This is a genomic window from Psychrobacter nivimaris (genome assembly GCF_009812035.1).
Taxonomy (GTDB): Bacteria; Pseudomonadota; Gammaproteobacteria; order Pseudomonadales; family Moraxellaceae; genus Psychrobacter; species Psychrobacter nivimaris.
Window position 1 is genome coordinate 1 of record NZ_VZIZ01000001.1, and the last position, 15,122, is coordinate 15,122.

General features: G+C 42.9%; 13 protein-coding genes and 1 tRNA gene. 4 read left to right on the top strand and 10 right to left on the bottom strand.

The annotated features are described in order from the left end of the window. The first annotated feature begins 39 nt into the window (after positions 1-39). The gene (locus FQV37_RS00005; protein WP_277342669.1) at positions 40-570 is read left to right on the top strand and encodes a M48 family metallopeptidase; all 531 of its coding nucleotides are present in this window, start codon (positions 40-42) and stop codon (positions 568-570) included. A gap of 119 nt (positions 571-689) precedes the next feature. Here FQV37_RS00005 and FQV37_RS00010 read toward each other — a convergent pair whose 3' ends face one another. Both FQV37_RS00010 and FQV37_RS00015 read right to left on the bottom strand, forming a co-directional pair. Then, on the bottom strand, positions 690-1,589 hold the full coding sequence (locus FQV37_RS00010; RefSeq protein WP_160020791.1) for an SMP-30/gluconolactonase/LRE family protein: 900 nt from the start codon (positions 1,587-1,589) through the stop codon (positions 690-692). Between the two features lie 49 nt (positions 1,590-1,638). Next, positions 1,639-2,802: an iron-containing alcohol dehydrogenase gene (locus tag FQV37_RS00015; RefSeq protein WP_160020792.1), complete on the bottom strand. Its 1,164-nt coding sequence runs from the start codon at positions 2,800-2,802 to the stop codon at positions 1,639-1,641. Between the two features lie 490 nt (positions 2,803-3,292). Here FQV37_RS00015 and FQV37_RS00020 point away from each other — a divergent pair, with 490 nt between their 5' ends. Beyond that, positions 3,293-4,339, top strand: coding sequence for a TRAP transporter substrate-binding protein (locus FQV37_RS00020; protein ID WP_160020793.1), 1,047 nt, complete (start codon positions 3,293-3,295; stop codon positions 4,337-4,339). A gap of 97 nt (positions 4,340-4,436) precedes the next feature. Here the strand turns inward: FQV37_RS00020 and FQV37_RS00025 are convergent, their stop codons facing one another. Genes FQV37_RS00025 through FQV37_RS00040 form a run of 4 tightly spaced genes read right to left on the bottom strand, consistent with a single transcriptional unit; the run spans position 4,437 to position 6,484 of the window. Then, positions 4,437-4,757: a hypothetical protein gene (locus FQV37_RS00025; protein WP_160020794.1), complete on the bottom strand. Its 321-nt coding sequence runs from the start codon at positions 4,755-4,757 to the stop codon at positions 4,437-4,439. 10 nt (positions 4,758-4,767) lie between these two features. Further along, positions 4,768-5,058: a hypothetical protein gene (locus tag FQV37_RS00030; protein ID WP_160020795.1), complete on the bottom strand. Its 291-nt coding sequence runs from the start codon at positions 5,056-5,058 to the stop codon at positions 4,768-4,770. Further along, positions 5,055-6,257, bottom strand: coding sequence for an Arm DNA-binding domain-containing protein (locus FQV37_RS00035; RefSeq protein WP_160020796.1), 1,203 nt, complete (start codon positions 6,255-6,257; stop codon positions 5,055-5,057). Before FQV37_RS00035 ends, FQV37_RS00030 begins: the two co-directional genes overlap by 4 nt. Positions 6,258-6,268: 11 nt before the next feature. Then, entirely contained in the window at positions 6,269-6,484 is a 216-nt protein-coding gene (locus FQV37_RS00040) for a hypothetical protein (protein ID WP_045447035.1), read from the bottom strand. A gap of 150 nt (positions 6,485-6,634) precedes the next feature. Here FQV37_RS00040 and FQV37_RS00045 point away from each other — a divergent pair, with 150 nt between their 5' ends. Then, positions 6,635-6,859 carry a helix-turn-helix domain-containing protein gene (locus FQV37_RS00045; RefSeq protein WP_095570171.1) on the top strand — a complete coding sequence of 75 codons (225 nt, stop codon included), beginning with the start codon at positions 6,635-6,637 and terminating at the stop codon, positions 6,857-6,859. 241 nt (positions 6,860-7,100) lie between these two features. Here FQV37_RS00045 and FQV37_RS00050 read toward each other — a convergent pair. Further along, positions 7,101-7,177: transfer RNA gene (locus FQV37_RS00050), tRNA-Val, on the bottom strand. A gap of 310 nt (positions 7,178-7,487) precedes the next feature. Between FQV37_RS00050 and FQV37_RS00055 the strand changes: the two genes are divergently transcribed. After that, entirely contained in the window at positions 7,488-8,465 is a 978-nt protein-coding gene (locus tag FQV37_RS00055) for a glutathione S-transferase family protein (protein WP_160020797.1), read from the top strand. Between the two features lie 90 nt (positions 8,466-8,555). On the opposite strand, the gene hemB is transcribed toward FQV37_RS00055, so the two are convergent. From hemB to FQV37_RS00070, 3 genes are all read right to left on the bottom strand, one after another. Beyond that, entirely contained in the window at positions 8,556-9,563 is a 1,008-nt protein-coding gene (gene hemB / locus FQV37_RS00060) for a porphobilinogen synthase (protein WP_101206356.1), read from the bottom strand. 442 nt (positions 9,564-10,005) lie between these two features. Continuing rightward, the gene (locus FQV37_RS00065) at positions 10,006-11,862 is read right to left on the bottom strand and encodes an efflux transporter outer membrane subunit (protein WP_101211215.1); all 1,857 of its coding nucleotides are present in this window, start codon (positions 11,860-11,862) and stop codon (positions 10,006-10,008) included. Further along, positions 11,859-15,098, bottom strand: a complete 3,240-nt coding sequence (locus FQV37_RS00070; protein ID WP_160020798.1) for an efflux RND transporter permease subunit — start codon at positions 15,096-15,098, stop codon at positions 11,859-11,861. Before FQV37_RS00070 ends, FQV37_RS00065 begins: the two co-directional genes overlap by 4 nt. Between the last annotated feature and the right edge of the window lie 24 nt (positions 15,099-15,122).

Genomic DNA, 15,122 nt, shown 5'->3' on the forward strand with positions numbered 1-15,122 from the left:
GTTTACAACGGGTTATCTTCATAAAAGTAGTCTAGCATAGTGCTTATCTACTACAGCCCCCAGTTTTATCTAGGCCGTCGTTATGTACTAAAAGTGATAACCAATATAGAAACTGCCGATGTAATACATAGCACTGTGAAGCTCAGTCGCGGTAAGTTAAACGTAGAATTGTCTCAAAGTGATTCTAAACTAAATATTGAAGAACGAACTGCTATCGTAAAAAGCCTAATTGATGAATGGTATAAGAATAAAGCCAAGCTTATCTTTATAGAACGCCTAGAGGTGGTATTACCTAAAGCAGCGTGGGTAACTGATACGCCAGCTTTCAGACTGTTAGTTATGAAGAAGCAGTGGGGCAGTTGTTCAGTGAAAGGTAATTTAATCCTCAATCCGCACTTAGTAAAAGCACCAAAGGAATGCATCGATTACGTGATACTCCATGAGCTCTGTCATATCGCTGAGCACAACCATAGCGAGCATTTCTGGCGGTTACTAACGCAAGTAATGTCGAACTGGAAAGAGGTGAAGGCTAGGCTTGATGGTATGGCAGAGCTTTATTTGAATGAGTAAATCATAATACCTTTATCGCAATTAACATAAAAACCACCTTCAAAAAAGTAGCTAGCTATCAACTAAAATAACCCGCGTCAGGCGGGTTATTTTAAGTTCAGTTCTGAAACGCTTTTTAACTATGGCGTACCTGCATGCCCCACTTTCACTTGCACAGCTAACATACGTCCTTTGGTTTCTACCTTGCGAGAGGCCTCATCCCAGTCTGGCGCCGCGCACATAAATAATGTCTTACCATCATGTCCACCAAGAGTAACCGCAAAGATACCATCAGGTGCAGTATCGATAGTTTCTAAAATTTCACCACCCTCTGCTATGCGTACCGCTCGCTGGTTTATGGTATCTGCGATCCACACAGCACCCTCGGCATCCAAGGCCAAACCATCAGGTAATATGCTGGCATTTTCTATACGTAGACCCAGATTTGGCTCATCACCTAATTCTCCAAAATTAGCAAAATCACGCTTGTCTCCGAGGCTACCATCTTCTTTGATATCAAACTGCGTAACTTTGTTGCCAAATAGCTCGTTAACGATCAATATTTTTTGATCTGAAGAGATAACCATACCATTTGGAAAAGCTAACCCTTCGGCAACGATCTGTGAGCTTCCATCAGGTTTGATCAATACAAGCCCTGTATTTTCATGGTCAGCGCCACCCATCAAATCAAAACCAAAGTTGCCGACATAAGCATTACCATTGGCTGAAACCACCATGTCATTGGCATGACCACCACAATGCTCCCAGATATCAGCGTGAACGACCAAGTTACCATCATTTTCTAGTCGTAAGACTTTGCGGTCTTTCATCGATACAACCAGCAAACGCCCATCAGGCAACCATCCTAAACCGGAAGGTTGCTGTTCAACATGAATGATTTTCTCTGCTACTCCTTCATCATTAACTCGATAAACGCCTTGAGTATAGAAATCGACAAACCATAGCGCATTTTGATACCAGCGAGGTCCTTCTAAATAGTGAAAGCCATCAACAGCAACTTCTATTTCATATTTCGACATAATCATCTTCCTTGATTGAGAGACAAAATTATTTAAACAATATTTCTTATCAGGCTATTTCTTCATATATTGCAGTGACTTCCTCTAAAGTCATATCTTTGGGATTGGTGGCGATTAGCCGTGCATAGGTATTGATAACTATGTCGGCTAGGGCAGGAATATCGTTCTTCGTAATATTCAATTCACTTAAACGGTATTTAAGACCACTGTTTTCCAAAAACATTTTTAGTTGACTAATAAATGAAGTCGCTGCGTCTAAATCTGTCATTCCAGCTGTTTGAGTAGGCATGACAGCACGAGCAAGCTCTGCGTATAGAGGAGTAGCTTCTGATAAGTTAAATGTAAAAACACCGCACATGACGAGTGCATTAGCATGTCCATGTGGAATGTGGAAGTTAATACTAAGGGGATAGGAGAGTCCATGAACGGCGGCTACAGAGGCATTGACGAAGGCTATGCCTGCCAGTGTGGAACCTAACAGCATATCGGCACGAGCATCAATATCGTCACCTTGGTTTAACACTTTTTCAAAATTATTCCAAAGCATCTGTAAGCCTTTTAGGGCTAGTGCATCTGAAATAGGATTCTTTTTAGTGCGACTGGTATAGGCTTCAATACAATGCACCATGGCATCAAGCGCAGTTGCTGCAGTGATATGACGGGGTAATTTTAGTGTTAATGTTGCATCTAAAATGGCGACGTCAGGTAGGATTTTAGGAGTATAAATGGCTTTCTTACTACCATTTTTTGCGGTAATTACGGAGACAAAGGTAGATTCTGCGCCCGTACCAGCAGTAGTCGGTATGGCAAATAGCGGCAGTTTTTTGAAACCACTAATATCTCTATCTAAAATATCGTTAACGGACTGAAAGTCGTTTGGATATAAGGCGACAATCTTTGCTGTATCAATAGAGCTTCCGCCCCCTAAACCAATGATCAAGTCACATTGATTGTCTCTTGCAAGCCCAATAGCGCTTTCAACAATCTCAATAGGTGGGTCAGCAACGACATTGTCGAATACAACGACACTAACGTCTGCTTCCTGTAAGGCTTGCTGGGCGATATTGACATAGCCTAGTTCGGAGATGCCAGCATCTGTAATGATTATAGCTGAGGTGGCAGAATATTGTTTTGCTAAGATCCCTAGCTTTTGGCGCATGCTGTCAGCTTCGCTGACAATATGACCATTAGTATAAAATTCAATCCCTGTCATTCTGTTCTTCCTTGTATATATATACTCACTTGTTGAGAACAAACGATGCAAAAGTAAGAGTGCTTTTATATTGATTAGACTCTTATAAGGCGTTAATGCTTTTCAAGCGTATTAGGTAACTACTTACCTTATTAACATTTTTACTTTCAATACATTTTTTACAAGAGCAGTGTGCAGTGAGCTGCAAAAAAACGTATTAAAAGATTCTAGGTACCAGAAAAGCAAGCAATATCTGAATTTATTAGCATGCTTAACTAGCCGATGTTTGTAAAGTATTACATTATCATAAACATTAGAGAATAGTCATTAAATGATTTGACAGCTATCACTTTAGTTGCTAATTTCAGGTAAGTGTTCAGTTGTACGTTAAGTATATATTGACCTAATTATTTATAACCACTACTAATGGTGTATTTAACTTACCTGTCAAATACTATAAAAACATAAGTTAAATTAATGAACTTATGACTACTATCAAAAGGAATTGATAATGAAATTAGCACCCATTTTTCCGATAAGTGTGCTAGCCGCGATGAGCCTTTTAGGTTGTTCAAACCAATCTAGTAATGGTACGACTTCTTCAGAAGAGACCACTGTTTTACGTTTCTCACATTTCTATCCTGCAACATCTGATATTAATAAAGAGATTTTTGAACCTTGGGCAAAAAAAATCGAAGCTGATTCGGGCGGGCGTCTTAAAGTTGAGGTATATCCTTCGGCCACTATTAGCAAAGCGGATACAGCTTATGAGTCTGCTGTAAAAGGAACCATTGATATTGGCTCACAAGTACAAGGTTATACAAGTGGTCGATTCCCACTATCTCAGATTGCAGAGCTTCCAGGATTATCTAACTCATCAACACAAACAGGCTGTATGCTGCAAACCTTGTATGACAATGGTACGATTGCTGACGAGTATAAAGATTCTCACTTGCTCTTTATGTTTGCCACAGGACCTGGAACCTTGCACAGTACTAATAAATTGATCAGAACTCCTGAGGATATGAGAGGTATGCGTATTCGTAGGCCTTCAGCAGTTGCAGGTGACATCATCGAAAGTATGGGAGCTTCTCCTGTGGGGCTGCCTGCCAATGATATATATACTTCTTTACAGCGTGGTGTAGTTGATGGATTAAGCTTTCCGTGGGAAGCTATGGAGACCTTCAAACTAAATGAGTTGACGAAGTATCATACTAATATGCCATTTTATAGTTCTGCTTTAATGGTAACTATGAATAAAGCTAAGTATGAAGGTCTGCCAGAGGACTTGAAACAAGTTATTGATGACAATTCAGGTATGGCGCTTAGCAAGAAAGTAGGGGCCATGTGGGATAAGACTTATTCAACGCAGCTACAAGCAGCTATCGATCAAGGAGATGAAGTTGTCGATATCCTAGACCCACTCAATGACCCAGATTGGAAAGGCCCACTTGAAAAAGGTACAAAGAAATATCTTGATGATGTGGAGTCTTTAGGACTAGATTCTTACGGGGTCTATGATAAGGCTAAAGAAGCTAGTGTAGTCTGTAAAGTGTAATCTCACAAAAGTTTTAGCTAAAATATAGCTAAACTGAAAAAGCCTCAACTTTGAGCTGAGGCTTTTTTTGTTTTTCTGATTATAACTATTTCAAGATTTACTTACCTAGGACAAGCTGTCCACCAGAAAAGCTAATGCACCCCTCACAAAACCAAGAATTTAATCTCCTTGCATAAGGTACATCTGCTGGGACATCTAATTGATAGGGACGACCACAGTACTCACAGTGTACGTCATCTAAATAAACCTGACATTCTGCAAGTGCAGTAAATAATGCATTAATCTCCGTGTTGTGGTCATAACAAAGCAGTTCTAAATGCGCTATATAATCACTGGGCGACGCATAGGACCAATACTCATAGCACAGACGCTTTGCTGTATCATCCAGAGCTGAATCAAAGACAAAGTTCAAACTCATAACATTCTCCTTAGTATCCATAGCCAGTGTGTGGTAGTAGCTCGTAAAGCTCACTCTGTAGCTGACTACACATATCATCAACGACATAGTCAGGATTGGTCTCTAAGCGCGTCTGAACCCATATGCGCAGCGCCATATGATTATCAAAGCAACTATCAACACTCAGGAACCTAGCTAAACCAGTACCTGACTGAATACAGATCTCACAAATGAGGTAGTTAGCAATATTATCTGCGCCATTACTGACATAGCCACTAGGTTTAAACGTCGCATGCAGTTTATCGTAATCAATCATTTTCATCGTGACGTCTCCTTGTCAGTAGATACTTGAGCCATCTGACTCCGATTGACCAATGCTTCAAACGCACTACCATCCTGCCTAGTCATGTTCGGTACGTAGCGACTATAAGTATTAAACAGCATCTTAGTCGTAGCGTGTCCCATTTGACTAGCAATCCATTCAGGACTTTCCCCAGCAGCTAACCATAGCGTTGCTGCAGTATGACGAGTCTGATAAGCATTGCGCTTTTTGAGACCCAAAATCTTAAGAGTAGGGTGCCAAACACGTTTATTTACGTTGTTATAATCAAGTGGTTCACCTGTATGCGCGCAAAATACATAGTCAGATCGCTTATAAGTGATGGTCTGCTGTTCCTTCAGAGCATCGTAGACCCAAGGTGACATTTGAATCGCACGATAAGACTCCTGAGTCTTAGGAGGAACAATTTTGCCCTTAACATAAGCTTGTTTGATCACAATCTCACGTCGATCAAAGTCAATGTTCTCCCACGTTAACCCATCGATCTCACTCGTACGCATCCCTGTGAAAAAACGTACCAGATAATAATTGCGATAGTCTGCTCTCACCCCATTGATAAACGTCCAAACCTCATTCAGTGTGAATGGTTGAATATCCGTTTTGGGCTGTTTGAGCGCATTGATATCGTAGTAAGGATTATCAAATTTATAGCGTTTAGCCGCTTCTTTTAGTATCATACCTAAAGGTACCATGATCGAATTGATGCGTGCCGCTGACAGATGTTTGTTAGCTTTTCCGTATGTTACTTTGGCGAGGGATGAACGGAAAGCTAATACATCTGTCTTTTTTATGAGATGAATGGGTTTAGTCCCAAACTTAGCAATCAAGTACATATCAATAATCTCCTTTATTTTGCGCTTGTAAGTATCACGCCATTCAATTTCTTTTTCAGAAAACCATAATTTTGCAAACTGTTCAAAAGAAGGCGTATCGGTACTAATGCATTCCTTGCGATCGTTTAACGCAACCATCTGTGCCGCTTTATCACTTTTTGGAAAGTACTTAGCGTAATTAAACAGACCTAGGGTGATTTCTGCTTCCATTTTCTCAATCACCTTATCAAGCTTCTTGCAATTCGCCGGCGTGTCTGTAAGGTTTGTCGTCTCCCGACAGCGTATACCCATATAATAAAAATCGACAAATAGCATATTGCTTCCTTTGCGCCTTCTGATACTAGCCATCCTATTTCTCCTTATTGTAGTGCCATGGCGTTGATGCTACCGGCAATGCCAGTGCGCATATCTTTTTCGATTTCTTCCCAAATGTATAAAATCTTACGACCACCGAACGGGCGTATATAATGAATGCCTTCGATAAGCACACTATCCTTGAGCTCATTACGGATAGTACGAGGGTTATATTTGATGAGTTCAGAAAGCTCTTGGGTAGTTAGGTAGGTATGTGACATAATAAATTCCTTGTAAGCCAATTAAATAACTGGGTTGTTTTATTGAAATAACAAATTGTTTTATAAAAGTAATTTGTTGTTCGATAGAAGTGCTTTACTAGCTATCGTTAGTCGATGCAAGTACTTTTTTAGTCTATTAAGGAATTATTAATGATTTTATGTAATTTACCAGTGCTACTAGCTGAACGACGTATGAAGGTGGCAGATCTAATAAGAATGACAGGAATTAGTAAGTCGACAGTGCACAAGATCTATAACGAACAGACTTCAAGAATAGATTTTGACACTATGGATAAAATTTGTGAGGCACTAGATATTGAAGTAGGTGATTTATTTACTTATGTACCTAACGAGTCGCTAGATAAAGAGAAGTAAATAAATATTGAGAGTGTTTTAGATCATTTAGGGTAGAGGTCGAAAGTGCTACTCTGAAAGAAAGGCAAAATAGAAGGCAGGCGCAACTTAGGCACAATTTAGGCACACACGTTTTTTGATAACGTTTGCGGAAAGTGAGAAAAGAGGAAATTTGCATCGACGTATAGTTTCCTTTTTCTCTACAGCCCATATTTCACGGACAAAAAAAAGCCCCAATCTTAAGATTGGGGCTTTCTAAATTTGGTAGGCGTAATCGGATTCGAACCAACGACCTCTACCATGTCAAGGTAGCGCTCTAACCAACTGAGCTATACGCCTATTTAGGTTGAGCATTTTAGCAAGTTTCCCAGACTTTGCAAGTCTTTTTTAGCATAAACCTCTTTTATTGTCATAATATCTGCTATTCAGGCTTATATTAGTTAACTGGATATATTTTTGTGTATATCTACTAAACATTAAATTTAGTAAGTTTGGTTTTTATTGTTAATAAGTTGGTGATGCTAATGATTAAACTCTTATAGCTGGTATGATATCTTTATAATTGATGTAATCATCATGATAATAATGGCCTCAAGTCAGTCATGCTGAGTAAGCGTTAAACAAATATTAAAAACAGTTGGAGAATAACATGGGTCTTTTGGTAGAAGGGCAGTGGCAAGACAAGTGGTATGAGACAAAAGAGAGTGGCGGCCGCTTTCAGCGTGAAGATGCTGGTTTTAGGAACTGGGTAACGGTAGATGGTAGCGCAGGGCCCACAGGTATTGAGGGCTTTAAAGCCGAACCTGACCGCTATCATCTATATGTGTCGCTAGCCTGTCCTTGGGCACACCGTACCCTTATCTACCGCAAGCTCAAAGGCTTAGAAGATATCATTCCGCTATCTGTAGTACATCCATATATGGGTGAGTATGGTTGGACATTTGCAGAAGGTGCAGGCGTCGTTGCTGACCCAGTTATCAATGCAGGCTATGCCTATGAGCTGTATACCAAGGCCAAGCCAGACTATACAGGCCGTGTCACCGTACCTATCTTGTGGGATAAAAAAACAAACACAATCGTGAGTAATGAGTCATCTGAAATCATTCGCATGTTTAACTCTGCCTTTGATGAGGTTGGTGCGCTAGCAGGTAATTTTGTGCCAGCAGAGTTATTACAAGAAATTGATGATATCAATACCTTTGTCTATTCAACTATCAACAATGGCGTATATAAGACAGGATTCTCTACCACACAAGAGGCTTACGAAGAGGCCGTGATTGAGCTGTTTGCGGCATTAGATACACTTGAGACGCGCTTAGCACATCAGCGTTATCTCACAGGTAGCACTATAACTGAGGCAGATTGGCGACTGTTTACGACGTTGGTTCGTTTCGATGCTGTCTATGTTGGGCACTTTAAATGCAATCTGCACCGTATCGTTGACTATCCAAACCTTTGGGACTATCTGCGTGACTTATATCAGGTACCTGGCATTGCAGATACGGTAAATATGGATCATATCAAGCAGCATTATTACACCAGTCATGCCAATATTAATCCCACATGTATTGTCCCTGCTGGCCCAGTGATTGATTTTAATGAGCCACATGATCGTGCACGTCTATAGTTTTATTTTAATAGAGTAACCGCATAAAAAAGCCCCAGCTACTAATAGGTAGCTGGGGCTTTTACATTATAAAAGGTAGTTTAACTACTATTAGGCATTGTTTAGCTGGCGGGCCGCTTCTAGAGCAAAGTAGGTCAAGATACCATCAGCGCCAGCACGGCGGAAACCAATCAGCGACTCTAAAATCACTGCATCACTTAACCATCCGTTCTGAATGGCTGCCATATGCATGGCATATTCGCCAGATACTTGATACGCAAAGGTTGGTACACCAAAGGTGTCTTTGACTTCACGAATCAAATCAAGATAAGGCTGACCTGGTTTGATCATGACCATATCTGCGCCTTCGTTGATATCCATAGCCACTTCATGTAACGCCTCAGCACGATTGCCAAAGTCCATCTGATATTGCTTCTTATGGCCACCTTTTAGGTTGCCAGCACTACCAACGGCATCACGGAAGGGACCGTAGTAAGCAGATGCATATTTGGCTGAGTAAGCCATGATAGCTGTATTCACAAAACCCTCTGCTTCAAACGCATCACGCATGGCCTTGATACGGCCATCCATCATGTCACTAGGAGAGATGATATCTGCACCTGCACGCGCATGTACCAGCGCTTGCTTGACCAGTACTTCGATGGTTGCATCATTGATGACGTAACCGCTGTCATCAAGCAGACCATCTTGACCATGTGAAGTATAAGGGTCTAGCGCTACATCAGTCATGACGACCATTTCTGGCACAGCGTCTTTGACCGCTTTTATCGTACGTGCAGTCAGGGCGTTTTCGTCATAAGCGGCGCTACCATCTGGTGTTTTCAAAGCGTTATCAATCACAGGAAAAAGGTCGATGGTCGTGACACCTTCTGCTAACAGCTCTTTGGCATAGTTGATTAGCAAATCAATCGATAAGCGTTCAACGCCCGGCATACTAGCAATGGTTTCGCGCTGGTTTTCGCCTTCTAAGACAAAGACAGGCGCAATAAAGTGCTTAGGGTGCAGCTCTACTTCACGAATCATTGAACGTACATTGTCGTTGTAGCGCAGACGACGTAAGCGAGTGGCAGGGTATTGACGGTTAAAGGTATAGCTCATAATAATTCCTTATGATTGTTTTAGGGCGTGTCCTCATTTTAAAAATGGTGATAAAAATGAGATAAATTGCAGTCAAACAAGGAAAATAGCGTAGATAATATCGGGATATTAACCAGCTATTTAACGATGTTTGGCAAAATTTAGCCATTTTTAGCCCGTTTAGATATGATCAATTGAATTGAGGACACGCCCTAATAGTTATCATGTTACATGGTTAAAATAATATCGCTATAAGCGGTATTTTATAGAATTAGCTTATCAAAATCTTTGCTTTATAAGTGGCTATAAATAAAGAGAGCCTGCATAAAGTGAGCCTACTATAACCAAAAGACGTCAATAAAAGCAAAAAGCCCCACCACGTTAAGTCGGTAGGGCTGATAGTACGTATCGACTGTCAACGTAATGCGTAAGCAACGTCATCAAACAAAGGTTTCAGAATAGCCTAAGGCTCATTAATCTGAGTCACAGGAACTTGTTCAACGCCAGCTTCTTTAAAAGTCGTCTCCTCAGTAATCACACCCACTGCCGCGTCTGTTTTGCCATCGTTATTGACATCAACGACAGCCGTGGGGTTAAAGGTAGTGATTTCTGATGGTTGTGACTGCTTAATCGCTTGAGCTTCTTGCACAGAAGCCACTCGTGCAGAGCTAGCTGCATCAATCGCGTTGGCTGCTTTGGTTTTGTTGCTATACGCAGGGAAATTGACCGCTTGCACCAAGTTGGTGTGTTGCGGCACAGGAATCACCGTTGGCACATCAAGGTTGGCACCGCCACCGAGCGCTTGGTATAACTCAATTTGGCTGACGAGTTTTTGTAGTTCTAGATCCAAAATTCCCTGTTGGGTCGAGAATAGCGAACGCTGGGCATCGAGTACATCTAGATAGTTTGAGATACCGGCTTTAAAGCGTGCATCGGCAATTTGATAAGTCTGCTCAAAGTTATCTTGTAGACGATACTGTGCTTCTAGCTGCTCACCCAAGGTGGCGCGTGTCGCTAGTACATCCGAGACTTCACGGAATGCCGTTTGAATAGAGCCTTCATAGTTGGCAAGCGTTTGCTCACGTTCAATTCTGGCCACATCATATTCTGCATCTAAACGACCTGCATCAAAGATTGGGACACTAATACTTGGGCCGAATGACCAGCCGACAGCGCCGCTCTTGAATAAATCATCTAAGCTACCGCTACTGACACCAATACTACTCGCTAGGCTAATAGAAGGGAAGTAAGAGGCACGTGCCACTTCTATATTGGCACCAGCGGCTTTTAGGTTGTACTCCGCTTGCAGAACGTCAGGACGATAGCGCAACAACTCACTTGGTAGGCCAGCATTAAAGATTTTCTGGCTAGTGATATTGCTAACGGCAGGCGTTGGAATCAGCTCGTTAGGAATCGGCGCACCAATCAAATATTGCAGGGCATTGCGCGAGGTCAAGATACTGCTCTGCGCCCGCAATACGGCAAGTTTAGCATTTTCTAAAGAAGCACTAGCTTGCAACGAAGGCAGTCTAGGATCAATCCCTGCCTCAAACCGTTTGGTCGCAATGAATAACGATCGTTCACGACTCTCAACCGTGGCTTCTGCCAACTTAAGCTGCGCTAAGCTATAGCTTAGATTGGCGTAGCTTTGCGCAATGTTACTGATCAGACTGATCTGCGTCGAATCTTTGGCTGCGGTGGTCGCCAAGAAATTTTGCAAAGCTTGGTCTTTTAGACTAGCAATCTTACCCCAAAAATCCAGCTCATAATTGGCCAACCCTAGGTTGACGTTATAACTACTATTGGGGTTTTTGTCCGTTCTGTTCTGTGCTTGGCGCGTGTAACCACCACTACCATTGATGGTCGGCAGATCGTTAATATCGGTGATTTGATATTGCGCTCGTGCTTTTTCGATAGCTAGGCGTGCGCTCTCAAAGTCTTTATTGTTCTCTAATCCTAATGCAATTAGCCCTTTTAGGCGCTCATCACTATAGAAGTTCTGCCAGCGTTGTCCCGCAATACTAGGCTGGGCTGCGTTACTGGCCGTTTCCTTATCAAAGGCACCGTAGCTTTGTTCGATAGGGATGTTAGGCTCGGCAAGTACAGGACGGCTATCGGCTTTTGGAATGGTATTACAAGCCGCCATGCTCATCGCTAAAGCCGTTAAGCTGATTAAGCGAACACTATTTCTGCGCACTCGTGCAATAGTTGGGCTCGCAAATCTAGCAACCAGCGCTGCCTGTTCGCCTGACATTGGGCGCACATGAGCAGTAGTTGTGACTACCGCTGCTGAGTTAGTAGTAAAAGGTTGTGAACTCATTGTGTATTATCTCCAAAGCTTGCAGGCTGATAACTCTCAGAGGGAGTTGGGTTCTGCGGACCAGGCGTACCATTGTCATCGCCGCCATCGCCTTTATCATTTGGCTTGTTGTTGGCATATTTGTACGGGAACGCACTGCGTACCCAAATGTAGAACATCGGGATAAAGAAGATGCCTAACAAGGTTGCCGTTACGACACCGCCAACCACACTGGTACCAATAGCATTTTGACTGCCTGAACCTGGACCAGTCGCCAAGAATAATGGCACAACACCCAGACCAAAGGCAAGTGAGGTCATGATAATTGGACGCAGACGTTGGCGTGCCGCCGTCATGACCGCATCTTTTAGACTATAGCCTTCCTCTTGATGGTCTTTAGCAAACTCGATAATCAAGATGGCGTTTTTAGCCGATAGACCAACCACCGTCAGTAGACCTACTTGCAAGTAGATATCGTTGGCGAAGCCTCGTAACCACGTAAATATCACCGCACCCAATACCCCAAGTGGAATAACCAATAGGACAGAGAAGGGGATAGACCAGCTCTCATATAGTGCCGCCAAGCACAAGAATACGACTAAGATTGAAAGCGCGTAAAGCATCGGCGCCTGGGCACCTGATTTTTGCTCTTCCAATGACATACCCGTCCACTCGTAACTGATGCCTTCAGGTAATTTGTCTATCATGGCTTCCATTGAGCTCATGGCTTCACCAGTACTCAAACCTGGGGCTGCACTACCTTGGATATTCATTGATGGTAAGCTGTTATAGCGGGTCAGACGCGGTGAGCCTGACTGCCATTCACTGCTAGAGAATGCATCAAATGAAATCATATCATTCGTCTCGTTTCGTACATACCACTTACCAATGTCATCAGGGTTGGTACGGCTGCTGGCTTCACCTTGTACATAGACACGTTTGATACGGCCACGATCGATAAAGTCGTTGACGTAGCTTGAGCCCCATGCAGTCGAGATGACGCTATTGATATTACCTAGCGACAAGCCATAAGCAGCGGCTTGCTCTTGGTTGATGTTCACCTTTAACTGCGGTGAGTCTTCTTGACCGTTTGGACGTACACCAGCGACTTGATCATTCTGTCCTGCCATACCTAAGAGCATATTACGTGCTTCAAGTAGGCCATCGTGACCAAGGTTACCATTATCTTGAATCATTAAATCAAAACCACTGGCATTACCAAGCTCAGTAATGGCTGGTGGTACAATGGCAAATACTTGTGCTTCATTTATCTGAGTAAAGAAATAACCCATTGCCCGACCAGCAACGGCTTGCGCTGTGTTTTCATCACCGGAACGCTTGTCCCAATCTGACAAGCGCACGAATGCGAGTCCCATGTTTTGGCCTTGACCAGCAAAGCTGAAGCCTGCAATGGTAAAGACAGAGGCAATGTTATCGGTTTCTTGAGTGTCGTAATAGTTTCTGACTTTATCGAGCACTTCTTGCGTTTCATCTAATGTCGAACCAGCAGGAAGCTGAACCAAGGTAAACATAATACCCTGATCTTCTTCTGGTAAAAACGAGCCGGGAATACGTAAGAATACCACCACCATGACGCCGATAATGGCCGCATAACCAATCAAATATAGCCATTTGAAACGAATGCTTTTACCAACAAAGCCCTCGTATGAACGACTAAGCTTAAAGAACGAGCGGTTAAACCAGCCAAAGAAGCCTTTTTGCTTTTCGTCCTTGCCCTTTTCATGGCTCTTACCGCGTTTGAGTAAAGTAACACATAGCGCAGGCGTAAAAATAAGCGCGACCATGGCTGATAGCACCATGCTCGTGATCAAGGTGATAGAGAACTGGCGATAAATCACACCTGTTGAGCCACCAAAGAACGCCATCGGTACGAATACCGCTGATAAAATCAGCGCGATACCAATAACGATCTTACTGATTTCCCCCATCGATTGAGTGGTCGCGTCTTTGATAGAGATATGTGGATCTTCTTCTAGTATTCGCTCAACGTTCTCTACCACGACAATCGCATCATCGACCAGCAGACCGATGGAGAGAACCATAGCAAACATGGTCAAGACGTTGATACTAAAGCCTGCAATATACAACACTGCAAAGGTACCCAAGAGTACGACAGGTACGGCAAGGGTCGGGATAATGGTGGCACGCCAGTTCTGTAAAAAAATAAACATAACGATAAATACCAACACAATCGCTTCAATGAGGGTCATAACGACTTGTTCGATAGACAAGCGTACAAAGGGTGTGGTGTCATACGGAACGACTGAGGCTAGACCAATTGGGAAGTTTTGCTCCAGCTCAGCCATACGTGCGCCAACAGCTTCGCGAGTTTCAAGCGCGTTAGCACCGCCCGCAAGCGAAATACCAAGACCGGCTGCTTCTTGACCATTGTAGAGAGAGACAACGCTATAGTTTTCACTGCCAATCTCGACATCTGCCACATCGCCTAAGCGCACTTGTGCGCCTGAGGTATCTGTTTTTAGTAGAATGTTTCGGAATTCTTCAGGCGTTTGAAGATAGCTTTGTACAGTAACAGTGGCGTTGATAACTTGTTTGTCTGTGTCGGCAGGTGCTTGACCCAATTGACCAGCAGATACCTGAGCATTCTGTGCTCGTATCGCATTGACGACATCTGAAGGTATCATGTTGTAGCTACGTAGGCGTGAAGGGTCAAGCCATACACGCATCGCATAGGTAGAGCCAAAGACTTGAACTTCACCCACACCCTCTACACGACTGATCGAATCGACGACATTAGAGTTAATATAATCGGCAATATCTGCCCGATCCATGGTGCCATCTTCAGAAATAAATGCTTGCACCATCAAAAAGCTGCTAGACGATTTATTGACGTTGACACCTTGACGCTGAACAGACTCAGGCAAGGAGCTCATCGCTGCTTGCAGTTTGTTCTGTACTTGTACTTGAGCTGTGTCAGGATCTGTGCCGTTTTCAAAGGTTAGCGTCACAGACGCACTACCATTTGACGAGCTCGATGATGACATATACATCAGGCCATCTAGACCTTTCATACGCTGCTCAATGATCTGTACTACTGAGTTTTCTACGGTTTGCGCATTGGCACCAGGATAGCTTGCACTGACTGAAATCGTTGGTGGTGCGATACGTGGATATTGTTCAATCGGTAGATTAAGAACGGATATTACCCCGATGAGCATGACCAAAACAGCCAGCACCCATGCAAAAATAGGGCGATTAATAAAAAAACGTGACATAGTATATCCCTAAGTCTTCCTGTC